At 51.4% G+C, this 23271-nt stretch carries 20 protein-coding genes, 1 tRNA gene, 1 rRNA gene and 1 other RNA gene; 20 read left to right on the top strand and 3 right to left on the bottom strand.

What is annotated here, in order from left to right; translation table 11 throughout:
- Nucleotides 1–42 precede the first annotated feature (42 nt).
- The 8 genes from EV294_RS29260 (at nucleotide 43) to EV294_RS29225 (ending at nucleotide 8596) form a co-directional block, all read left to right on the top strand.
- Nucleotides 43–996 (top strand): ribose-phosphate diphosphokinase, encoded by a 954-nt coding sequence (locus EV294_RS29260; protein ID WP_132313394.1) that lies wholly within the window; start codon nucleotides 43–45, stop codon nucleotides 994–996.
- 136 nt (nucleotides 997–1132) lie between these two features.
- Nucleotides 1133–2878: a tetratricopeptide repeat protein gene (locus EV294_RS29255; protein ID WP_132313392.1), complete on the top strand. Its 1746-nt coding sequence runs from the start codon at nucleotides 1133–1135 to the stop codon at nucleotides 2876–2878.
- Between the two features lie 385 nt (nucleotides 2879–3263).
- Nucleotides 3264–4193 carry a thioredoxin-disulfide reductase gene (trxB, locus tag EV294_RS29250; RefSeq protein ID WP_132313390.1) on the top strand — a complete coding sequence of 310 codons (930 nt, stop codon included), beginning with the start codon at nucleotides 3264–3266 and terminating at the stop codon, nucleotides 4191–4193.
- 165 nt (nucleotides 4194–4358) lie between these two features.
- Nucleotides 4359–5309, top strand: coding sequence for an ROK family glucokinase (locus tag EV294_RS29245; RefSeq protein ID WP_132313388.1), 951 nt, complete (start codon nucleotides 4359–4361; stop codon nucleotides 5307–5309).
- 41 nt (nucleotides 5310–5350) lie between these two features.
- On the top strand, nucleotides 5351–6235 hold the full coding sequence (gene rapZ, locus EV294_RS29240) for an RNase adapter RapZ (protein ID WP_207918209.1): 885 nt from the start codon (nucleotides 5351–5353) through the stop codon (nucleotides 6233–6235).
- Between the two features lie 12 nt (nucleotides 6236–6247).
- Complete coding sequence (locus EV294_RS29235; protein WP_132313386.1) at nucleotides 6248–7234, top strand: gluconeogenesis factor YvcK family protein; 987 nt, start codon at nucleotides 6248–6250, stop codon at nucleotides 7232–7234.
- 7 nt (nucleotides 7235–7241) lie between these two features.
- Nucleotides 7242–8171 carry a DNA-binding protein WhiA gene (whiA, locus tag EV294_RS29230; protein ID WP_116394254.1) on the top strand — a complete coding sequence of 310 codons (930 nt, stop codon included), beginning with the start codon at nucleotides 7242–7244 and terminating at the stop codon, nucleotides 8169–8171.
- Nucleotides 8172–8326: 155 nt separating this feature from the next.
- Complete coding sequence (locus tag EV294_RS29225; protein ID WP_012772176.1) at nucleotides 8327–8596, top strand: HPr family phosphocarrier protein; 270 nt, start codon at nucleotides 8327–8329, stop codon at nucleotides 8594–8596.
- A gap of 137 nt (nucleotides 8597–8733) precedes the next feature.
- Here EV294_RS29225 and clpP read toward each other — a convergent pair whose 3' ends face one another.
- Together clpP and EV294_RS29215 are read right to left on the bottom strand one after the other, a co-directional pair.
- Nucleotides 8734–9315: an ATP-dependent Clp endopeptidase proteolytic subunit ClpP gene (gene clpP / locus EV294_RS29220; protein ID WP_207918210.1), complete on the bottom strand. Its 582-nt coding sequence runs from the start codon at nucleotides 9313–9315 to the stop codon at nucleotides 8734–8736.
- Nucleotides 9316–9492: 177 nt separating this feature from the next.
- Nucleotides 9493–9567 (bottom strand) — tRNA-Arg (locus EV294_RS29215).
- Nucleotides 9568–9814: 247 nt separating this feature from the next.
- Between EV294_RS29215 and EV294_RS29210 the strand changes: the two genes are divergently transcribed.
- The 11 genes from EV294_RS29210 to ssrA all read left to right on the top strand — a co-directional run bounded on the left by EV294_RS29210 (nucleotide 9815) and on the right by ssrA (nucleotide 22214).
- Nucleotides 9815–10861, top strand: a complete 1047-nt coding sequence (locus EV294_RS29210; protein ID WP_132313382.1) for a sugar-binding transcriptional regulator — start codon at nucleotides 9815–9817, stop codon at nucleotides 10859–10861.
- 77 nt (nucleotides 10862–10938) lie between these two features.
- Nucleotides 10939–11943 (top strand): type I glyceraldehyde-3-phosphate dehydrogenase, encoded by a 1005-nt coding sequence (gap, locus tag EV294_RS29205; protein ID WP_132313380.1) that lies wholly within the window; start codon nucleotides 10939–10941, stop codon nucleotides 11941–11943.
- Between the two features lie 199 nt (nucleotides 11944–12142).
- Entirely contained in the window at nucleotides 12143–13324 is a 1182-nt protein-coding gene (locus EV294_RS29200; protein WP_127498588.1) for a phosphoglycerate kinase, read from the top strand.
- Between the two features lie 43 nt (nucleotides 13325–13367).
- Entirely contained in the window at nucleotides 13368–14123 is a 756-nt protein-coding gene (gene tpiA, locus EV294_RS29195) for a triose-phosphate isomerase (protein WP_132313378.1), read from the top strand.
- Nucleotide 14124: 1 nt separating this feature from the next.
- On the top strand, nucleotides 14125–15660 hold the full coding sequence (gene gpmI / locus EV294_RS29190; RefSeq protein ID WP_132313376.1) for a 2,3-bisphosphoglycerate-independent phosphoglycerate mutase: 1536 nt from the start codon (nucleotides 14125–14127) through the stop codon (nucleotides 15658–15660).
- A gap of 78 nt (nucleotides 15661–15738) precedes the next feature.
- Nucleotides 15739–17031, top strand: a complete 1293-nt coding sequence (eno, locus tag EV294_RS29185) for a phosphopyruvate hydratase (protein WP_132313374.1) — start codon at nucleotides 15739–15741, stop codon at nucleotides 17029–17031.
- 208 nt (nucleotides 17032–17239) lie between these two features.
- The gene (gene secG / locus EV294_RS29180) at nucleotides 17240–17476 is read left to right on the top strand and encodes a preprotein translocase subunit SecG (protein WP_041613242.1); all 237 of its coding nucleotides are present in this window, start codon (nucleotides 17240–17242) and stop codon (nucleotides 17474–17476) included.
- A gap of 173 nt (nucleotides 17477–17649) precedes the next feature.
- Complete coding sequence (rnr, locus tag EV294_RS29175) at nucleotides 17650–20457, top strand: ribonuclease R (protein WP_132313372.1); 2808 nt, start codon at nucleotides 17650–17652, stop codon at nucleotides 20455–20457.
- Between the two features lie 294 nt (nucleotides 20458–20751).
- A complete protein-coding gene (locus tag EV294_RS29170; protein ID WP_012772186.1) occupies nucleotides 20752–20952 on the top strand; it encodes a cold-shock protein in 201 nt (66 codons plus the stop codon).
- 173 nt (nucleotides 20953–21125) lie between these two features.
- Entirely contained in the window at nucleotides 21126–21608 is a 483-nt protein-coding gene (smpB, locus tag EV294_RS29165) for an SsrA-binding protein SmpB (protein ID WP_132313370.1), read from the top strand.
- Between the two features lie 241 nt (nucleotides 21609–21849).
- Nucleotides 21850–22214, top strand: a transfer-messenger RNA (tmRNA) gene (ssrA, locus tag EV294_RS29160).
- A 93-nt stretch (nucleotides 22215–22307) separates the two neighbouring features.
- On the opposite strand, the gene EV294_RS30835 is transcribed toward ssrA, so the two are convergent.
- Nucleotides 22308–22664 carry a hypothetical protein gene (locus EV294_RS30835; RefSeq protein WP_243711834.1) on the bottom strand — a complete coding sequence of 119 codons (357 nt, stop codon included), beginning with the start codon at nucleotides 22662–22664 and terminating at the stop codon, nucleotides 22308–22310.
- Between the two features lie 526 nt (nucleotides 22665–23190).
- Here EV294_RS30835 and EV294_RS29155 point away from each other — a divergent pair.
- Nucleotides 23191–23271: ribosomal RNA gene (locus EV294_RS29155) — 16S ribosomal RNA — on the top strand; the annotation flags it as partial.

Raw genomic sequence — 23271 nt, 5'->3', positions numbered from 1 at the left:
TTCATGTCAAATTATTTGGTTTAAAACGCTCAGGAGGGTATCATGTTTAGCGACAAGTTGCGTATTTTTTCGGGTTCGTCCAATCCCGCATTGGCTCAAAAGATCGCCGGTGATCTGGGATTGACACTCGGCGCCATCAAAATGTCCCGTTTCAAGAGCGGGGAAATCTACGTCCACTACGAAGAGACGATTCGTAACTGCGACGTATTCCTCGTTCAATCGTTCTCGCATCCGATCAACGAGCATTTTGTCGAATTGCTCGTCATGATTGACGCAGCGAAGCGGGCATCCGCGAAAACGATCAACATCATCATGCCGTACTACGGCTATGCGCGCCAAGAGCGCAAAGCAGCACCGCGGGAGCCGATCTCCGCGAAAATGGTGGCAGACGTTCTTACTACGGTTGGTGCAAACCGTGTCATCACGATTGACTTGCATGCGCCGGCTATCCAAGGCTTCTTCAACATTCCGGTAGACCACATGACAGCTCTTGATCTGCTCAGCGATTACCTGAAGTCGAAGAAGATCGAAAACCCGGTAGTCGTGTCTCCGGACGCTGGCCGTGCTTCCACGGCTGAAAAGCTTGCGAATAACCTGGACACATCGTTTGCCATTATGATCAAGAAGCGCCCTGCGCATAATGAGTCCTCGATTACTCACGTAATCGGCGACGTAGAGGGTCAAACCGCTATCATTATCGAGGACTTGATCGATACCGGCAGCACGATTGTCAACGTTGTGGAAAGCTTGAAGGAGCGCGGAGCGGCAGACGTCTATGTATGCGCAACTCACCCGCTGTTCTCGGGCAATGCCATTGAGCGTTTGAATCATCCTCATATCAAAGAAATTATCGTAACGGATTCGATCTCTCTGCCAGAGAATCGTCCGGATAAATTCACGGTGTTGTCGGTCGCTCCGCTGCTGGCGGAAGCAACCCGCATTATCATTGAAGGCGGATCGATCAGCACCCTCTTCAAAACAAACGGCGGCGTTTAATCGAATATGGTAATGACAAGAAAATCGCGGGCGTTTTTCCTTACGTTCGCGATTTTCCCACATATTCTTTCGTGTTAGGATAGGCATTGCTATGGTATAATCGTAGAAAATCAAGTTCCGGGAGGTGCCTTGCCAGGTGAAAGAGAAGAAACGTGAAGCCATAGAACAGACAGCCAAGATCATACCGATACAATGGGACGCCACGTTCTTTTTCGAGCGGGCCGTGCGCTCGTTGGATCGTTACCACTATGACAAGGCACTCAAATATTTCCGGCGTGCCGTGGAGTATGAACCGGAAAATCCGGTTAACCATTGCAACATGGCGGGCATCATGTCGGAGATGGGCAATTATGAAGAATCGAATCGGATTCTGAAATGGATTGTCGACGATTTGGATCCGACCATGACGGAATGCCATTTCTACATGGCCAACAACTATGCCAACATGGAGATGTACGAAGCAGCGGAAGGCGCGCTCGTTCATTATTTGGAGGAAGACGCGGACGGACAATACCTCGACGAAGCCGAGGAGATGATGGAGCTTCTCCAGTATGAGCTGGAGCGCCCTGCTCCGCTGACGAATATAAAAGCACGCGAAGGCATGGTTGAGCATGACCAGGCCCGCAGGCTTCTGGAAGAAGGCAAGTTTACGGAAGCGGTCCGTATCCTGGAGAAAATTATCGAGGAGCAGCCCGAGTTTCTGGCAGCCCGCAATAATTTGGCGCTGGCCTATTATTATATGGGTATGTTCGACAAAGCCATGGCTACGATCCGGGAAGCGCTGGAGCTCGAGCCGGGGAATTTGCATGCCCTTTGCAACCTGGGGATTTTCTATCAGCATGCGGGAGACAAAGCTAGTCTTACTCCTCTGCTTGATTTGCTGCGCAAAACAGCGCCATTCCATCAGGAGCATGTCTTCAAGCTGGCTACCACGATGGGCATCCTGGGCGAGCATGAAGCAGCTTACCGGCACTTCACCCGTCTCCTAAAGGACACGGAGCTTAACCTTGACCCTTGCCTTTATCACTACGCCGCCGTGGCCGCATGCCATATCGGCCGTTATGTGGAAGCGGAACGCCTATGGAAGCAGGCCGCGAAGCTGGATCCCGAATCGGATATTCCCCGTTACTACATGGAGCAGCTGGCTCTCATCAAATCCGGCGATCAGAATGCGTCGGTAAGCTATCATTATCATTTGCCGTTCGAGGAGCAGTTCAAGCTGTGGGAAAATTCCTCGGATGGACTTCCCGAGCATTTGAAGCGGGACCCGCTCGTGCGCTCCTCGTTCTTCTGGGCACTCCGTCACGGAGACCAGAATACGAAGCTGCAGGTTATTCAGGCGCTTGGCATGATTGCCGATAATGAAGTCAAAGACGTCCTTCGCGCTTTCCTGCTGGAGGCGGACGAAGATGATTATTTGAAGCGGATTGCCGTGTTTGTGCTTCGTACAATCGGCGTACAGGAGCCGCTTCATGCCGTATTGGAGGGCAAACCTACGGTCATCGAACCAAACCGGGTTCCCTCCCGTCTTCCGGTCTGGGAAGACAAGTGGCAGGAGGTTGTGGAAGCGGCAATGTCTCGCGTGAACAAACGCTTTGACCTTGTGCAGCAGTACGATCTGATGACGCTGTGGGTGGAGTTCCTTTCGAGGCTTTATCCGGAAGTGCCGAAGCTGACCAAGCCGGAGGGCTGGGCGGCGGCGCTCGAATATTTGACGTCCAAGATGCACCGCCGGACAACGTCGTATCCCGAAATTTCGGAGCGTTACGGCGTCTCCATCGCAACCGTTAGCAAGAACGCCAAAAAAATCGACGAAGTATGCGGGATCAAGGAAAAGATGAAATCGATCAGCTCGGTTTTCTCCTTGGACCATCTCGAATAAGGTATTACCCGACATCGCAACGCACTTAAGGATATGGTTCCCTAAGTGCGTTTTGTCTTTCCCGGGCAAACTTATATATAATAAGAATAAATAAGTTTGCCCTAATCTTTTCCTTCTCCAACCACCCAGTGGTTGGACGACTTAAAATTCCCTGCGATGTTGCTGGTATTAGTTTGGTTGTCCGAGCAAGCGTAAGCGGAGCGAAAATAACGTACTGGAGAAACGGAGTGTTCGCCTTTGGCCATTAGTTTCAACCTTTAGAGGGTTGATCAAATCAAGAAACTAAGGGACAACAGCGATCGGAAGGACGTTATTTTCGCGCAGCGACATCAGCGGCCGGTACCGAAGTAATCCATCAACCATCGCCACTTTTAGGAGGACAACCATGTACAAATCCATTATTATAGGTACCGGTCCAGCCGGTCTTACGGCAGCGATTTATCTGGCACGCGCAAACATGAAGCCTCTTGTTATCGAAGGACCGGAGCCGGGCGGACAGCTGACGACAACGACGGAGGTCGAGAATTTCCCGGGCTTCCCCGAAGGGATTATGGGTCCCGACCTGATGGCGAATATGCGCAAGCAGGCGGAACGTTTCGGCGCCGAGTTTACGACCGGTTGGGTAACCAACGTTGACATGTCCGAACGTCCGTTCAAGCTTCAGGTAGAGGGCAAAGGCGAATTTGTAGGCGAGACGATTATCATCTCCACGGGCGCTTCGGCCAGATGGCTGGGTATACCTGGCGAGAAGGACAATATCGGACGCGGCGTGAGCACCTGCGCAACCTGTGACGGCTTCTTTTTCCGCAATAAAAAGATCGTGGTTGTCGGCGGCGGCGATTCGGCCATGGAAGAAGCGAATTTCCTTACCCGCTTTGCAACGAATGTTGAGCTGGTCAACCGCCGTGATGAGCTCCGCGCATCGAAAATCATGCAGGACCGCGCGCGGGAGAACGAGAAAATCGGCTGGAGCCTGAACCGTACGCCGCTTGAGGTGGAAGCGAACGGCATGGGTGTTACCGGCCTTAAAGTCCGCAACAATGCAACGGGCGAAGACGAGACGATTCCGGCGGATGGCGTCTTTATCGCCATTGGACATACGCCAAACACGAAGTTTCTGAACGGGCAGATCGACACCGACGAGCATGGCTACATTAAAGTGAAGCCGGGCAGCTCGGAGACGAACGTGCCGGGCGTATTCGCCTGCGGAGACGTACAGGACAACAAATACCGCCAAGCGATTACGGCGGCGGGCAGCGGCTGCATGGCGGCGCTTGATTGCGAACGGTTCCTCGAGAACATCGGTTCACATTAATACGCGAGATAACAGTTGGCCCTTTCCTCTCCCGGAGAGGGCTTTTTCCTGCCAGCTTCGTATCGTCGGAGGGAAACACTGGGGCGGCGATTATCTTGACCGGAGTAGGGCATTGGCTTATAGTTGGTTAAAGAGTAGATAACATATTAATGAGGTGGACTAGTAATGTCTGAGAAGATTTACGTTGGAGTCGATGTCGGCGGCACCGCTATTAAAGTTGGGATTTGTAACGTGGAGGGAGAATTGCTCCACACTTACGAAGGGCCGACGGAAACGAGTAAAGGTACGGACACCATCCTTCATAATATTGCGCAGTACGCGCGGAACATCGTGAGCGAATCGCCGTTTGCATGGGAGCAAGTTGAAGGCGTTGGCGTAGGGATCGCCGGCTTCCTTGATATCCCGAACGGTATCGTGAAGTTCTCGGGCAACTTGAAGATTGAGAATGTTCATTTGAAGGAATATCTCGAAAAGGAGCTTCAAGTTAAAGTTCTCGTTAATAATGACGCAAACGTTGCCGCGCTTGGCGAAGCTTGGGCCGGTGCCGGCAAAGGCATCGATAACTGCGTCTGCTATACACTGGGTACCGGCGTAGGCGGCGGTATTATTATCGGCGGCAAAATCGTAGAGGGCTTTGCGGGTATGGCCGGCGAGCTGGGCCACATCGCCATTGTTCCCGATCTGGAAGCGATTCAATGCGGTTGCGGCAAAATGGGCTGCCTCGAGTCGGTATCCTCTGCGACGGGTATTATCCGCATGGCCAAGGATGCCGTTGAGCGCGGAGACCGCACCGTCCTGTCGACAGTAGAAGATATTATGGCGAAGGACGTTATCGATGCCGCGAAAGCGGGCGACGAGGTTGCTTCGCGTATCGTTAGCCGCGCAGCTTATTACTTAGGCAAATCGATGGCTCTAATGGCTGTCGTGCTGAATCCGGAATGCTTCATTATCGGCGGCGGCGTGTCGAAAGCAGGCGACTTCCTGTTTGACCAAATTCGCGAGGTATTCGAGAAGTATACCCAGAAGGAAGCGCAAGAGGGCGTGAAGATCGTTGCGGCTACGCTTGGCAATAACGCGGGCGTTGTAGGCGCAGCGGGTCTTATCCTGCGTTCCTAATGGGCATGAATAGCGTTACGATGGGGAAAGAGGGGACAGCTATGGAAACGGGAGCGATGTCAAAGCTTGTTATCATTACAGGGATGTCTGGCGCAGGCAAAACGATTGCCGTACAGAGCCTTGAGGATTTGGGCTTTTTCTGCGTTGACAATTTACCGCCGGTGCTTATCCCTAAATTCGCGGAGCTGATTGAGCAGTCGAACGGCAAAATCGGCAAAGTAGCCCTTGTAATTGATCTAAGGGGCCGCGAATTTTTTACCGCCTTATCGGAATCTTTAAGCTTTATCAAAGAGCATTTCACGATCAGCTGCGAAATTTTGTTCCTGGATGCGACGGATGAGGTGCTCGTCCAGCGTTATAAGGAAAGCCGCCGCCGTCATCCGCTTGCTCCGGAAGGCATGCCGCTTGAAGGCATCCGCAACGAGAGAAGAATGCTGGAGGATTTAAAAGGCTCGGCTTCGCAGGTTATTGATACGAGCAATATCAAGCCGGCACAACTCAAGGAACGCATTATTTCCCGGTTTACGAATCTGGAAAACAACAGCCTTTCGGTGAATGTGACCTCCTTCGGGTTCAAATACGGCATTCCGATTGATGCCGATTTGATTTATGATGTGCGCTTTTTGCCTAATCCGCATTATGTGGAACATCTGCGCCCGAATACCGGGCAAAACCCGGAAGTGTACGATTATGTGATGAAATGGCCGGAGACGCAAGCCTTTCTGACCAAGCTGCTCGATATGCTCCAGTTTCTGCTTCCTCTTTACCATAAAGAGGGCAAAAGCCAGGTCGTTATCGGTATCGGGTGTACGGGCGGCAAACACCGCTCGGTTGCGATTGCAGAATATTTGGGTCGCATGCTCGGCAGCAGCGATACGGAACGGGTACGCGTCAGCCACCGCGATGCTGACCGTGATAAGCATTGACGGGGTGATTGGATGCAGAATAGGCATAAAATATTGAGGCGGCCCAAAATTGTTGTGGTTGGCGGCGGAACCGGCTTGTCGGTTATGCTTCGGGGGCTTAAGGAGAAGCCACTCGATATTACAGCAATCGTGACGGTCGCCGATGACGGGGGAAGCTCGGGAGTGCTGCGCAATGAACTGCAGATCCCGCCCCCGGGCGACATCCGCAACGTTATTATGGCGCTTGCGGATGCGGAGCCCCTATTAACGGAAGTGCTTCAATACCGTTTCTCCAGCGGCACAGGATTAGCCGGGCATAGCCTGGGTAATCTGATGCTGGCGGCGATGACGGATATTGCCGGCGATTTCGTTACGGGCGTCCGCGAGCTTAGCAAGGTATTGGCCGTGCGAGGCCGCGTGCTTCCGGCCGCGGGCCGGGCTATCGTGCTGAAGGCCGAGATGGATGACGGTACCGTTGTTGTCGGGGAATCCATGATTCCGAAAGCGGGAAAGAAGATTAAGCGGGTATTCGTAGAGCCTGACAATGTGGAGCCTCTTCCGGAGGCTATTGAAGCCATTGAGCAAGCCGATGCGATTCTGATCGGTCCAGGCAGCTTGTATACGAGTATTATTCCGAACTTGCTCGTGCCTAAGTTAGCGAGGGCTATTGTGGAGTCAACGGCTGTTAAGCTGTTCGTGTGCAATGTGATGACGCAGCCGGGGGAAACCGATGGTTACTCGGTCAGCGATCATCTGAAGGCTGTGCAAGACCATATCGGGCATAAACTTTTCGATTACGTACTGGTCAACGATGGGGAAATATCGCCGGAAGTGGCGGAAAAGTATGCGGAAATGGGCTCTACCCAGGTAGAGCTGAATATAGACGAAGTGAACCGGTTGGGATACGAAATCATCTCCGACCGTCTCGTGCTGTATCGGACGTTTTTGCGGCATGATGCAGAGCGGCTTAGTCATCATATTTATAAATTAGTGGAAAACTGGATGTTAAGAAAGAGGTGAACAAGCGATGTCATTTGCGGCCCAAACGAAGAAAGAGCTGACGATGGTTGAGGCGGATACCTGCTGTGAACGTGCTGAATTGTCCGCACTCATTCGAATGAATGGCTCGGTCAGCGTCTCCAGCCGCAAAGTCGTCCTCGACATCTCAACCGAAAACGCGGCGATTGCCCGCCGGATCTACTCCTTGGTGAAAAAACATTTTGAAGTGCATACGGAATTGCTCGTCCGTAAAAAAATGCGCCTCAAAAAAAATAATGTATATATCGTCAGAATTCCGACGAAGGTACAGGAGATACTAAGTGAGCTGAGAATCGTATCCGAGGGTTTTGTGTTTAATTTGGGTATTGATAAAGAAATCATCAAAAAGCCATGCTGCAAACGATCTTATCTGCGCGGGGCATTCCTTGCCGGCGGCTCCGTCAACAACCCGGAAGGCTCTTCTTACCATCTTGAAATTTCATCGATGTACGAGGAGCACTGCGAGGCGCTGGTTGAGCTGGCCAACAAGTTTGGGCTGAACGCGAGATGTATCGAGCGGAAGAAGGGCTTTGTGTTCTACATCAAAGAGGGCGAGAAAATTATCGAGCTGCTGAACATTATCGGCGCCCATCAGGCCTTGTTCAAATTCGAGGATGTCCGCATCATGCGCGACATGCGGAACTCGGTTAACCGGATCGTGAACTGCGAAACGGCAAACCTGAACAAAACGATTGGCGCGGCGGTCAGACAAATCGACAATATCAAGCTGCTGCAGAAGGAAATCGGATTAAACAATCTTCCCGATAAGCTTAGAGAGGTTGCCGAAATCAGGCTCCAGCATCCGGATATGAACCTGAAGGAAGTTGGGGAGATGCTGAAGGGGACCGTAAGCAAATCCGGCGTTAACCATCGGCTGCGGAAAATTGATGAACTTGCGGAAAAAATCCGCAATGGCTAAACTTTTAACCTAGTGCATCAGATGGTATAATGATATAATATGAACAAAAAGTCTTATACAAGGCGTCATGCTGCATTTTAAAGTTATTAGTCATGTCAGGCTGAGCATTGAAGCGAAATTGCCAGGCTTATTATAATATAGGGGGTATGGTTACCATGACAAGGCTACCGGTTGTCGTTCGTCTAAAAACAGGTTTGCACGCTAGACCTGCCGCATTATTCGTTCAAGAAGCGAACAAATTTTCCTCCGAAGTATTTGTTGAGAAAGACGACAAGAAAGTAAACGCAAAATCCATTATGGGTATCATGAGCCTTGCGATCAGCTCGGGCACAGAGATTCATATCAGCGCAGAGGGTTCGGATGCAGAACAGGCTGTAAACGCTTTAGTCGCGCTCGTCAGCAAAGAAGAGCTGGAGAACCAATAAGAACCGACAAAGAGGGGTGTCCCGAGTCATCATTCTGAATGACAATGGGATAGTCCTTTTTTCTTTGGCATTTAAAAAACGACAAAAAAAGCGGCTGTCATGGAGATCCATGTACAGCCGCTTTTTGTAGTTGCGTGTTAGATACGCTCGATGACTTTGTCAACCAGACCGTATTGCCGCGCTTCTTCCGCGCTCATGAAGTAATCGCGGTCGGTATCCTTCTCGATGCGCTCGAGAGGTTGTCCGGAACGCTCAGCCAGGATGCCGTTCAGCTTGTCGCGCATTTTGATAATGCGGCGGGCGCGGATCTCGATATCGCTTGCTTGACCTTCGGCGCCGCCAAGCGGTTGATGGATCATCACTTCGCTGTTCGGGAGCGCATAACGCTTGCCTTTGGCTCCGGCCGTGAGCAGGAAAGCGCCCATCGATGCCGCCATGCCGACGCAAATTGTCGAAACATCGGGTTTAATGTATTGCATCGTATCATAGATAGCCATGCCTGCCGTAATGGATCCGCCAGGGCTGTTAATGTAGAGAGAAATGTCTTTCTCGGGATCTTCTGCTGCAAGGAACAGCATCTGAGCGATAATGGAGTTGGCTACTACGTCGTTTACGCCTGACCCGAGGAAGATGATGCGATCCTTCAGAAGGCGGGAGTAAATGTCGTAAGCGCGTTCTCCGCGATTGCTCTGTTCAATAACCATAGGAACGAAATTCATATCCAACCAAGTCCCCTCCTCAAAATAGCAAAGATGATATTACTGATTCCCATTCTAGCGGATGATCAAACAAAAGTCAAAGATAGTCAAACTCAATTTTTTATAAAAATTAAAAAAACCGTCCTCATCGAGGACGGTTTATGTTCATGTTATGTATGGCGTTAAAATAAGGTTGAATGGCGCGCCCGCTAGGAATCGAACCTAGATCTCAGGCTCCGGAGGCCTACGTCATATCCATTGGACCACGGGCGCATATTTGCATAAGAAAGCAACAGCAAAACTTAGTATACGCGATTCTATTGTAGAAAGCAAGGCAGATGAGAAAAATAAATTTGAGCAAATCGTGAATACAAACGCTTTCATCAGCGATTGCTGACTTGCCATGTGAAATGTTTTTAGCTAAAATAGAGGTGGGACTTAAAGTGAGTATGCGGGACGTTTAACGTCCATCCCCTGAAAGCCCATTACGCCTATTGACGGGTGGAGTGAAAAGTAGAGGATGCGTCACATTATTGAGCTGCAGCAGCAGCTTCTCCCAGATTTGCTTGACGTAATGAAGAAGCGTTACTCGATATTGCGCCAAGTCATGTTGTCCGATCTGATCGGCCGGAGGATGCTCGCCAATTCCTTAGGGATGACGGAACGGGTGCTGAGGGCGGAAACGGATTTGCTGAAATCGCAAGGGCTGCTGGAGATTCATACGGCGGGAATGCGGATCAGTGAAGCGGGCAAGCAATTGCTTGAGCAATTGGAGCCCTTCTACAAAACGTTATTCGGGCTGTCCGATCTGGAAGAGAAGATCAGGAGTCACTTCGGATTATCGCAGGTCATTGTTGTAGCAGGCGATTCCGAGGATTCGGAGCAATCGAAGCGGGAGCTCGGAAGAGCGGCTTGCCAAGTGCTTCGCAAAGTGATGGAGCCACACGATGTCGTGGCCGTAACCGGCGGAACGACGATCGCTCAGGTCGCTAACCAATTAACTTCGACAGCGCCGCTGAAGAACAACTGGTTTGTGCCGGCGAGAGGCGGACTTGGCGAAAGTCTCGATTACCAAGCCAATACCATTGCATCGACAATGGCAAAGCGTACAGGCGCCAATTACCGGATGCTCCATGTGCCGGATCATCTTGGTGACGAAGCCTACGCCTCCATGATGCAGGAGCCGAATATCCGCGATATTGTCGAGGTTGTCCGAAGCGCCCGAATCGTCGTACACGGGATCGGGGACGCTATGGTGATGGCCCGGCGCAGAAAGCTGAATCCTGAACTGGTGAAGGCGATGGCCGCGGATGGCGCATTGGCTGAAGCTTTCGGTTTTTATTTCGACCGTAACGGCGAGGTTGTTCACAAAATGCAGACCGTAGGATTACGACTCGAGGATATTGTGAAGACTGAAGTTGTTATAGGAGTGGCAGGCGGCCATAGCAAAGGCGAAGCTATAGCAGCCATCATGAAATTTGGGCACAATGACGTACTTGTTACCGATGAAGCGGCAGCTCTTGAGATTTCCGCGATTATCGATGAACAGCAGCAGTCGTTATCTTAACGATTTGCGGCAGGCTCTGCTGCAGAACGTTTTGAAATATATACCATAGTCATTTAAAAGCTTAGGAGGAATTTAAAATGGTTAAAATTGGTATTAACGGATTTGGTCGTATCGGTCGTAACGTGTTCCGCGCATCGCTGAACAACCCTAATGTCGAGGTAGTAGCGGTTAACGACCTGACTGACACTAAAACACTTGCACACCTGCTGAAATATGACACAACTCATGGCACTTTGGATGCTACGGTTGAAGCTAAAGAAGGCGCAATTATCGTAAACGGCAAAGAAATCAAAGTATTTGCAGAACGTAACCCTGAGAACCTGGCATGGGGCTCCGTAGGCGCTGAAATCGTTGTTGAATCCACTGGTATCTTCACAGCGAAAGAAAAAGCCGAGCTTCACCTTAAAGGCGGCGCTAAAAAAGTTATCATCTCCGCTCCTGCAACTAACGAAGACATCACAATCGTTATGGGCGTTAACGAAGACAAGTACGATGCTGCATCGCACACTGTTATCTCCAACGCTTCTTGCACAACGAACTGTCTTGCGCCATTCGCAAAAGTGCTGAACGACAAATTCGGTATCGTTAAAGGTATGATGACTACTATTCACTCGTACACAAACGACCAATCCGTACTGGACGTTCCTCACAAAGACCTGCGTCGTGCTCGCGCAGCTGCTGAGAACATCATTCCTTCGTCCACTGGTGCTGCAAAAGCGGTATCCCTGGTTCTGCCGGAACTGAAAGGCAAACTGAACGGTATGGCTATGCGCGTTCCTACGCCTAACGTTTCCGTAACGGACCTGGTTGCCGAACTGAAAGTTAACGTTACTGTTGAAGAAGTTAACGCAGCTCTGAAAGAAGCTTCCGAAGGCGCTCTTAAAGGCATTCTGAACTACAACGAACTGCCACTGGTATCCAGCGATTACAACAGCGACCCAGCTTCCTCGACAATCGACGCTCTGTCGACTATGGTAGTTGAAGGCAACATGGTTAAAGTTATCTCCTGGTACGACAACGAGTGGGGCTACTCGAACCGTGTAGTTGACCTCGCTGCATTCGTGGCAAGCAAAGGTCTGTAAGATACACACGCTATTCCACAATTGCATGGAACGCTTTCGTCCCGGAGTTGATGCTCCGGGATACGCTTAGTCTGCGGCTCCACTTAAGTGGATATTAGGCGAGGGCGTTCCTTCTTGCGAGAAGGAACGCCTTTTTTACTGCTGTTATAGGCTTTATCTTATATAGGCTTTCAACTTCATTATCAGGGAGGCAACACCATTGAATAAGAAAAGTGTTCGTGACGTAGAAGTAGCAGGCAAACGCGTATTTGTACGCGTCGATTTCAACGTACCACTCGAAGATGGCAAAATTACTGACGACAAGCGTATCCGCGAAACGCTTCCTACGATTAACTATTTGATCGAAAAAGGCGCTAAAGTTATCCTCGCGAGCCACCTTGGCCGTCCAAACGGTGAAGTGGTTGAAGAGCTGCGTCACACCGCTTCCGCTGTACGTCTGTCCGAGCTTCTGGGCAAACCGGTTGTCAAAGCTAACGACTCCGTTGGTGAAGAAGTGAAAGCACAAGTTAACGCGCTGAATAACGGCGACGTACTCTTGCTTGAGAACGTTCGTTTCCATGCGGGCGAAGAAAAGAACGATCCGGAACTGGCTAAGCAATTCGCCGAGCTGGCTGATCTGTTCGTAAACGATGCGTTTGGCGCCGCTCACCGTGCCCATGCTTCGACAGAAGGCATTGCGCACTACCTGCCTGCTGTATCGGGCCTCTTGATGGAGCGCGAGCTTGATGTTCTCGGCAAAGCGCTGAACAACCCTGAGCGTCCTTTCACGGCAATCGTTGGCGGTTCGAAAGTAAAAGACAAAATCGACGTGATTAACAAAATGATCGAGATCGCTGACAACATCATCATCGGTGGCGGCCTGTCTTACACCTTCTTCAAAGCACAGGGACATGAAATCGGTCAATCGCTCGTGGACAACTCCAAGCTGGATCTGGCTCTTGAGTTCATCGAGAAAGCGAAATCGCTCGGCAAAAACTTCCTGATTCCTGTTGATATCGTAATCACCGACGAATTCAGCAAAGACGCTAACACGAAGATCGTTGACGTAGACGGCATCCCTGCTGACTGGGAAGGCATCGACATCGGTCCTAAAACTCGCGAAATTTACGCTGACGTCATCAAAAACTCCAAGCTGGTTGTTTGGAACGGGCCGATGGGCGTATTCGAAATCGAACCATTCTCCCACGGTACGCGTGCGGTTGCTAACGCTTGCGCGGAAACAGCGGGTTACACGGTAATCGGCGGCGGCGACTCCGCTGCGGCAGCTGAGAAATTCGGCGTGGCGGACAAAATGGATCATATCTCGACTGGCGGCGGCGCTTCCCTGGAGTTCATGGAAGGCAAAGCACTCCCGGGCGTTGTAGCTCTTAACGATAAATAGTAAATAGATTCAACTATATACTTAAGAAACGAGGGAATATACGATGAGCAGAACACCTATCATTGCGGGTAACTGGAAAATGTTCAAGACCGTTTCCGAAGCCGTATCGTTCTTTTCCGAAGTGAAAGGCAAAGCCGAAGTTGCCGGCGTAGAAAGCGTCATTTGCGCTCCTTACACGACTCTTCCGGCGCTTGTTGAAGCAGCGAAAGGTACGTCGATCGCAATCGGCGCGCAGAACCTGCACTTCGAAGACAACGGTGCCTTCACTGGCGAAATTAGCGGCGTAATGCTGAAGGATCTGGGCGTTAAATACGTAATTATCGGTCACTCCGAGCGTCGTGCTTACTTCGCTGAAACAGACGAGATCGTTAACAAAAAAATGCACGCGGCATTCAAACACGGCATCACGCCAATCGTTTGCGTAGGCGAGAAGCTCGAAGAGCGCGAAGCTGACCAAACGAAGGATGTCTGCAAAGTGCAGACCGAAGCGGCTTTCAAAGGCCTGTCGGCGGCTCAAGCGGCTGAAGTGGTTATTGCTTACGAGCCAATCTGGGCGATCGGCACCGGCAAATCCTCGACATCCGAAGACGCGCAAGACGTTATCGGCTACATCCGCAGCGTTGTTGCCGATCTGTACGATGCGGCGACAGCTGATGCGGTTCGTATCCAATACGGCGGCAGCGTAAAACCGAACAACGTTGCGGAATACATGGGACAAGCGGACATCGACGGCGCTCTTGTCGGCGGCGCATCGCTTGAACCGGCTTCCTACATCGCACTCGTCGAGGGGGCCAAGTAAGATGGCTCCGAAACCAGTTGCACTGATTATTCTTGACGGCTTTGGACTTCGCGACGACGTTACCGGCAATGCGGTTGCGCAGGCGAAAAAACCAAACTATGACCGCTACTGGTCGACTTATCCGCATACAACCCTTACTGCTTCCGGCGAAGCAGTAGGTCTGCCGGACGGCCAAATGGGCAACTCCGAGGTTGGTCACCTGAACATCGGCGCAGGGCGCATCGTGTATCAGGATCTGACCCGCATCTCGAAGTCGATCCGCGACGGCGAATTTTTCGATAACGAGACGCTTCTCGGGGCCGTTCGCCACGCGAAAGCAAACGGCAAGAAGCTTCATTTGTACGGCTTGTTGTCCGATGGCGGCGTACACAGCCATATTGCTCACCTGTTCGCTCTGCTGGAACTGGCTAAGAAAGAGGAGCTGAACGAAGTATTCGTGCATGCCTTCCTCGACGGCCGCGACGTCGCTCCAGACAGCGCGAAAGGTTACCTGGAACAGCTGCAAGCGAAGATTGAAGAAGTGGGCGTAGGCCGGATCGCTACCGTTCAAGGCCGCTATTACGCAATGGACCGCGACAAGCGTTGGGAGCGTACGGAGAAGTCTTACCGCGCAATGGTTTACGGCGAAGGTCCTAAGTACACGGATCCAATCAAGGCTGTCGTTGAGTCCTACGAAAAATCCGTTTATGATGAATTCGTTATGCCAACGGTTATCGTAGGCGAGAATGATGAGCCGGTAGGCCTGGTTGAATCGGAAGATTCCATCGTCTTCTTCAACTTCCGTCCTGACCGTGCCATCCAGCTTGGCCAAGTGTTTACCAATGCGGATTTCCGCGGTTTCGACCGTGGCGAGAAATGCCCTAAAAACCTGTACTTTGTTTGCCTGACGCTGTTCAGTGAATCCATTGACGGTTATGTGGCCTACTCTCCTAAGAATTTGGATAATACCCTTGGCGAAGTGCTTGTTCAAAACAACAAGAAGCAGCTTCGTATTGCGGAAACCGAGAAATATCCGCATGTTACCTTCTTCTTCAGCGGCGGCCGCGACGTCGAACTTCCGGGTGAGACTCGCGTACTGATCAATTCGCCTAAAGTTGCAACTTATGACTTGCAGCCTGAGATGAGCGCTTATGAAGTTGCTGCAGCCGCAGTAAGAGAGATAGAAGCTGACAAGCATGATGCCATCATCTTGAACTTTGCTAACCCTGACATGGTTGGTCACTCCGGCATGCTGGAACCAACTATCAAAGCGGTAGAAGCAACAGATGAGTGTCTTGGCCAAGTGGTTGAAGCTGTCCTTGCAAAAGGCGGCGTAGCCATTATCACGGCTGACCACGGCAACGCGGATATGGTATTCGACGAGAACGGCCGTCCGTTCACGGCGCATACGACGAATCCGGTTCCTTGCATCGTTACAGTCGCTGGCGGAGAGCTTCGCGAAGGCGGCATCTTGGCTGACCTGGCTCCAACGGTTCTTGACCTGCTCGAACTGGCTAAGCCAGCCGAAATGACAGGTACAACATTGATTCAGAAGTAAGTTTCGAGGTAGAATCAATACAGCTTGTTTTCCATGCTTCAACCCTATAAATAACTTAAATGAAGGAGTGTTACTCAAATGTCTATCATCGTTGACGTTTACGCACGCGAAGTGCTGGATTCCCGCGGGAATCCGACTGTAGAAGTAGAAGTATCCCTGGAATCCGGCGGCAAAGGCCGCGCAATCGTACCATCCGGCGCATCCACTGGCGCTTACGAAGCCGTTGAGCTTCGCGACGGCGACAAAGGCCGCTACCTGGGCAAAGGCGTTGAAAAAGCGGTTGAGAACGTAAACGCGATTATCGCGCCTGAAATCATCGGTCTGGACGCACTTGATCAAGTCGCTATCGACCGCAAAATGATCGAGCTCGACGGTACGCCTAACAAGGCTAAACTCGGCGCTAACGCAATCCTGGCTGTTTCGATGGCGGTTGCACGCGCTGCGGCAGACGCTCTTAACGTGCCTCTGTACACTTACCTGGGCGGCTTCAACGCAAAAACGCTGCCGGTTCCAATGATGAACATCATCAACGGCGGCGAGCATGCCGACAACAACGTTGACGTTCAAGAATTCATGGTTCTGCCGGTTGGCGCTCCAACCTTCAAAGAAGCTCTTCGCATCGGCGCTGAAATCTTCCACAACCTGAAATCGGTTCTGAAAGACAAAGGCCTTAACACTGCGGTTGGCGACGAAGGCGGCTTCGCTCCTAACCTTGGTTCCAACGAAGAAGCAATCACGACCATCATCTCCGCGATCGAGCGTGCTGGCTACAAACCAGGCGTTGACGTATTCCTCGGCATGGACGTAGCTTCCACTGAGTTCTACAAAGACGGCAAATACCACCTCGAAGGCGAAGGCAAATCCTTCACTTCCGCTGAATTCGTTGACCTGCTTGCTTCGTGGGTTGAGAAGTACCCAATCATCACAATCGAAGACGGCTGCTCCGAAGACGACTGGGAAGGCTGGAAATTGCTCACTGACAAACTGGGCGGCAAAGTACAGCTGGTTGGCGACGACCTGTTCGTTACAAATACGGAGCGTCTGTCCGACGGTATCGAAAAAGGCGTGGGCAACTCCATTCTCGTTAAAGTTAACCAAATCGGCTCGCTTACCGAAACCTTCGACGCGATCGAAATGGCAAAACGCGCTGGTTACACAGCGGTTATCTCCCACCGTTCCGGCGAAAGCGAAGACAGCACAATCGCTGACATCGCGGTTGCTACAAACGCTGGCCAAATCAAAACCGGCGCTCCGTCCCGTACGGACCGCGTAGCGAAATACAATCAATTGCTCCGTATTGAAGATGAGCTGGGTTCGGTTGCTCAATACGCAGGCAAATCGGCATTCTACAACCTGAAAAACTTCAAATAGGTTTTTCGGTGATATAAGAAGGGCATCCCGGTGAGGGGATGCCCTTTTTTACGTCCGAATGAATGGTTTACGCATCCTTCGAATAGTCCTGATCTTTTTCTCATATATAGGAAAACGCGCCGGAATTTGAAACTATTGAATTACTTGTCCGCCTATGATAAAATCAATTTATGTGTTTTACGGAGCTCCTATGCTGGAGGTGGATCAAATGGAAATCTTTTGGAAGATTTTGCTCGTTATTTTCGCAGTTGGATTGATCGCAGTCGTATTGCTTCAAAAAGGGAAAAGCGCTGGTTTGTCCGGTGCGATCACTGGCGGTGCTGAGCATTTGTTCGGCAAGCAGAAAGCTCGCGGTCTGGACTTGTTCCTTCAGCGTTTGACGGTAGGGCTGGCAAGCGGATTCTTTATCCTGGCCCTTGTTGTAGCATACGTTGTAAAAGTTTAATTGATGAAATGTACTCAGAAACGGAGGGGGACCTCCGTTTTTTTGTTTTTTCAGGGCATTAGCGGATGCTTAAGGATGATTTCGTGTATACTAAACGATATATGGTAATCTATCAACCGGTAGCTGGATGGCGGTAGGGAAAGCCTCCGGTGTATGAGGTGACAAGGAAAATTATGATGCAAGAGCAGGAACTGCTTGATTTTATGCGGGAAACGGCTTATAAGCCGATGACTTATCAGGAGCTGGAACAACATTTCGGCATCAACGACGCGGCGGAATTCAAAGAATTCCTGAAGCTGCTTAACCAGCTCGAGGAAGAGGGCAAAGTCATTCGGACGCGCAATGAACGCTACGGCGTTCCGGAGCGAATGAACCTGCTGAGAGGAAAAATTCAGGCGCATGCGAAGGGTTTCGCATTTTTGCTGCCTGACGAGAAGGATCATCCTGACGTTTACATACATGCAAACGATCAGAAGAGCGCGATGAACGGCGATATCGCGCTGGTGCGCATTACTTCGCAAAGCGAAGGCGGGGGCCGGATGGAAGGCGAAGTCGTCCGCATTGTGCAGCGTGCCGTTACGCAGGTGGTGGGCACGTTCGAAAGCCATGAGGCATTTGGCTTTGTTGTTCCGGATGACAAACGGATTAACCGGGATATTTTTATTCCGAAGGGTGAATTCCAGGGAGCGGTAACCGGTCAGAAGGTGGTCGTAAAGATTACTTCCTATCCGGAAGGACGGTCTGCGGCGCAAGGCGAAATTATCGAAATTCTCGGACATAAGAACGATCCGGGCATCGACATTTTGTCCATTATCCGCAAGCATCAGCTTCCCGAGGGCTTCTCGGATGAAGTGATGGCCGAAGCCGAAGCGGCTCCGGACTCCATTACCGAAGAAGAGATCGTTGAACAAGGCCGCCGCGATCTCCGCGGAGAAGTGATTGTGACGATTGACGGCGAAGACGCAAAGGATCTTGATGACGCCGTCCATGTAAAGCGGCTTGAGAACGGCAATTATCTGCTTGGCGTTCATATTGCCGATGTCGGCTATTACGTGAAGGAACGTTCGGCGCTTGACCAGGAAGCTTTCCGCCGCGGCTGCAGCGTCTATCTGGTAGACCGGGTTATTCCGATGCTGCCGCACCGTTTGTCGAACGGGATCTGCTCGCTGAATCCTCAGGTGGACCGCCTGACGCTTTCCTGCGAAATGGAGTTTGACTCCAAGCTGAAGCGCGTACGCCACGATATTTTTACAAGCGTGATTAAGACGAAGGAACGCATGACGTATACGAATGTGCGCAAGATCTTAACGGCCACCGAAGAGGAGCCGGAGACCGAGCTGAAGGAACGCTATGCGGACCTGCTGGACATGTTCACGCTGATGGAAGAGCTTGCGATGAAGCTGCGGAAGAAACGGATGAAGCGCGGCGCGATCGACTTTGATTTCCAGGAATCGAAGGTTATCGTGGACGAGGAAGGCAAGGCGGTTGATATCGTGAAGCGCGAACGCTCCGTCGCCGAGCAGATCATCGAGGAATTCATGCTGGCGGCGAACGAAACGGTTGCCGAGCATTTCCACTGGCTCCGCGTGCCGTTCTTGTACCGGATCCATGAGGATCCGGATCAGGAGAAGCTGCTCCACTTCATGCAGTTCGCCTCGAACTTTGGTTACGTCGTGAAAGGCAAAGGCAATTCGGTTCATCCGCGCGCCTTGCAGACGCTGCTTGAAGAGATCCACGGCACGAAGGAAGAAACGGTTATTTCCACCGTAATGCTGCGCTCCATGAAACAGGCGAAGTACGATGCGGAGAGCCTAGGCCACTTTGGGCTTGCGGCGGAGTTCTATTCGCACTTCACGTCGCCGATCCGGCGTTATCCGGACCTTGTGATTCACCGGATTATTCGCGAGGTGCTCGAGAACGGCGGAGCCTTGCCGGACATGCGCAACGAAGCGCTGGCCGCGCGCATGCCTGACATTGCCCAGCATTCATCCGAACGCGAACGCGTGGCGGTGGATGCGGAACGGGATACGGATAAGCTCAAAAAATGCGAATTCATGCTGGATAAGGTCGGCGAGGAATTCGATGGCATCATCAGCAGCGTGACAAGCTTCGGCATGTTTGTCGAATTGGACAATACGGTGGAAGGCCTTATCCGGCTGAGCGGTCTGACGGATGATTATTACCACTTCCATGAGCTTCATATGGTGCTGATCGGCGAGCGCACCTCGAAGGTATACCGCATTGGCGATGAAGTGAAAATCCGCGTGGCGCAGGTGAACATGGACGATTACACCATCGACTTCGAGATGGTGGACATGAAGCCGCGCAGCGATTTCCGGGGCGTCGCGGACGCCGGCTTTGGGGCTGGCCGCGGCGGCGGGCGCAAGCGCGGCGGCTTCAGCCGCGGCGGGGACGCGGGCGCCGTAGTTGGACGCGGCGGGAAAGAAGGTCGCGGCGGGAAAGAAGGCCGCGGCGATCGGAATGAACGCGGCCCGGGTAAGGGCGGCCGCGACGGCGCTAAGCGCGCCGAGAATAGCGGCGCGCAAGGGAACGCGAAGCGGAAGCGCGGAGGCGCTGACCGCGGAGCGGCCGAGGGCGCGAGCCGCGCGGCCGAAGGCGCGGCGGAGCGCTCGCCGTGGCAAGAGCCGGCGAAGCCGCTCGAGCAAGGGCGGCAGGTGCGCGGAGCAAGGCCGCGCACGGATATGTGGGGGCTGCCGATTAGCGGCAGCCGCGGCAGAGACGCCGATACGGGCGAAGATCCGGATCAAGGCTCAGTCTTTGAAGGCGGCCGCGGCAGGCGCGGCGGCCGGGGCAACCGAAGCGGAGGCGGCGCAGGCCAACGCGGCGATGCAAAATCCTCGCAAGGCACAAATTCTTCGCGCGGAGTGAATAATTCCGGCGAAGAAGGGAAAAACAAGAAGAAGAAACGAAATAGCGGAGGCAACTCCACCGCGGCTTTCGTTCGCAAAAAACGTAAATAAATATTTAACATGACAGATGTACTATTACTTGAAATAACGGCGCTGCCAGATGTAGCGCAAGCTGCAGGGAAGCAGCGCCGTTTTCTGTGGATAAGCTGGGAAAATATATTTAAGCTTGTCGCTTGCATTTTGATTTTGGGTATAGTACACTCAAAACAATTGATGATATGAACCTGAATTCACATATTGAAAAGGGTATCATTGTAGACGTCATGACACCTTATTCAATGTGTGAATTTTTTGTTTCGATACGAAATAGGCGCATATTAATTTATTTTTTTGGAGGTAAGACACATGCAACAAGGTACAGTTAAATGGTTCAACGCTGAGAAAGGTTTCGGCTTCATCGAAGTTGAAGGCGGCAATGACGTATTCGTACACTTCTCCGCTATCGTTGGCGAAGGCTTCAAAACTCTTGAAGAAGGCCAACGCGTTGAGTTCAACGTTGTTCAAGGCAACCGCGGACCACAAGCTGAGAACGTTGTTAAGCTGTAATAGCTTAATTTAACGAACGGAAACCGCCCTTAACGGGGCGGTTTCTTTATTTTGAAAGCGATGTATTTTCGCGAACGGGATCCCTTGCGAAACGCGCTTAATGTTTGTTACAATGAATTCCTAATAACGCTTTTCCATGCTGGAATGCGTAAACGAAAATGAGGTGAACCGCTGTGGGTGCTAAGAAAAATGACGGCAAACAGCTCGCTCAAAATAAAAAGGCTTCCCATGATTACTTCATTGAAGATACGTATGAAGCGGGAATCGTGCTGATGGGCACGGAGATCAAGGCTCTTCGCATGGGGAAGGCGAATATTAGCGATGCGTTTGCGACGATCCGGAATGGCGAGATGTTTATTCATAACATGCACATCAGTCCTTTTGAACAGGGCAACCGCCATAACCCGACAGATCCGACGCGCGCTCGGAAGCTGCTGCTTCACAAGCAGCAAATTCATAAGCTGCTCGGCCAGTCCAAGCAGGAAGGCTATTCGATTGTGCCGCTGAAGATTTATGTCCGCAACGGCTACGCGAAGCTGCTGATTGGTCTTGGTAAAGGCAAGAAGCAATACGATAAGCGCGATACGGCCGCGAAGCGGGATGCACAAAGGGATATCCAGCGTGCGCTGCGCGAGAAGCAGAAGGTCGCAAGATAATTGGCATTTGCTTCAGCTGCTGGTCCGTGTTCCAGTTTTCCGCCATCATTGGCAGTAAGAATCCCAGCACTAGCGATGAAGTTCGTGTTATACTAAAGTAGCGCTAAGGAATACGAAGCGCTGCTGCAATAAAGAGTCGAAGTATTACTTGCTTGTAATGAATTAGCGCAGAAGCGCTATACCTCATTCCGGGCGTTCTTTCTTAAAGCTAATCGGTTGAAAAGACCGTTTATGCGATATCGGGGGCGTTTATGGATTCGACGGGGATAGTACGAGCATGGGTTGCGGGTAGCAGGGAGTCGTCTGCTTCATCAACGCTAAAGCCAATTAAATGGCAAACAACAACAAACTTACGCTTTCGCAGCTTAATAACCTGTGAGCGTGCTCCTACCTAGCATCGCCCATGTGACTAGACTAGGGGCTAACAAGTAGTGGGATACGCCGTTCGGTCTCCGCCTGGGGTCGACGGAAGAAGATAATCAGGCTGACCCAACGCGTAGTCGGTTACGGGACGACGCTCGGGTGACATCAATACTGTAACTACACCCGTAGAAGCCTGTGTGGCGTTGTCTTCGGACAGGGGTTCAAATCCCCTCGCCTCCACCATCATGAACCGCATCCGCATGAGGATGTGGTTTTTGCTTTATAACGGGCACGAAGAAGCTCCTTTCCTGTTGGAAGGAGCTTTTTCGCTTTTGGTTAGACGCATGTAAAGGATTGAATGGATTGAAGGCTGAGGCCGGTATACATCCAGAACCTTCCGTTCCACTGAAACCCCGCAACCGATGTGCGTCCTAAGAATACGGGGAAGAACCAGAATTGGTTTCCATTCCTTAGCCAGATGTACGTATTTCGGAACATGCAACGCGAAATCGCGCCAGGGTCAACGGCAAACGGCTGAACCGCAGGCTGTTGAGGAATGAATCCTGGCGGAGGTGAGCTAGGTGCCATCGGCTGGCCTGGTTGCCCCGGCGGTCCTCCCGGCGGTCCCGGAGGCCCTGGCGGCCCCGGTTGACCAGGGAATCCTGGGGGACCAAAAGGCGGAAAAAATGACATGAGGTTTGTCACTCCTTTATATGATGGGCTAAAACATTGTATGTAGGAGCGGAGATAAGGGAATGGGCGTAACCGATATTCTTTTAAAAAGCAGCTGCTGTGGCGATGTAGGTTTTAAACGACCGCTGATTCCCTTTTGCGGTTCAACCGGTTTTATCTCTGTTAATTAGGTCGGCCGATATTCGCAGAGGATGTGGGAAATAGGGCAACAATACGCCTTAAGGACAGTCCTTCCTTGGGACTGATTTCGCGGCGTGAAAAGTTTTTTTAAAATAATGCTTGCCAAATGCTTTTTATCTATGGTATATTCTAATTCCGGCCGAGAGAGACAAGATGTTCGGACCGAAAAGCTGAATATCATCGAGCAAATGGATGAAAAATAAGCTTGACACAAAAAACGATAACGTGATATGATATACCGCGTTGTTGAAAAAAATTGTTCTTTGAAAACTGAACAACGAGCGAAACTGCCCCGTTAGAAATAACGGAAAAGCGATAAAACAAGTAATGAACAAGTCAAACACCATTCATGGAGAGTTTGATCCTGGCTCAGGACGAACGCTGGCGGCGTGCCTAATACATGCAAGTCGAGCGGACTTTGCCTTCG

Origin of the sequence: Paenibacillus sp. BK033 (assembly GCF_004345425.1) — a bacterium.
Taxonomy (GTDB): domain Bacteria; phylum Bacillota; class Bacilli; order Paenibacillales; family Paenibacillaceae; genus Pristimantibacillus.
This window is presented reverse-complemented; position numbering and strand designations above follow the sequence as displayed.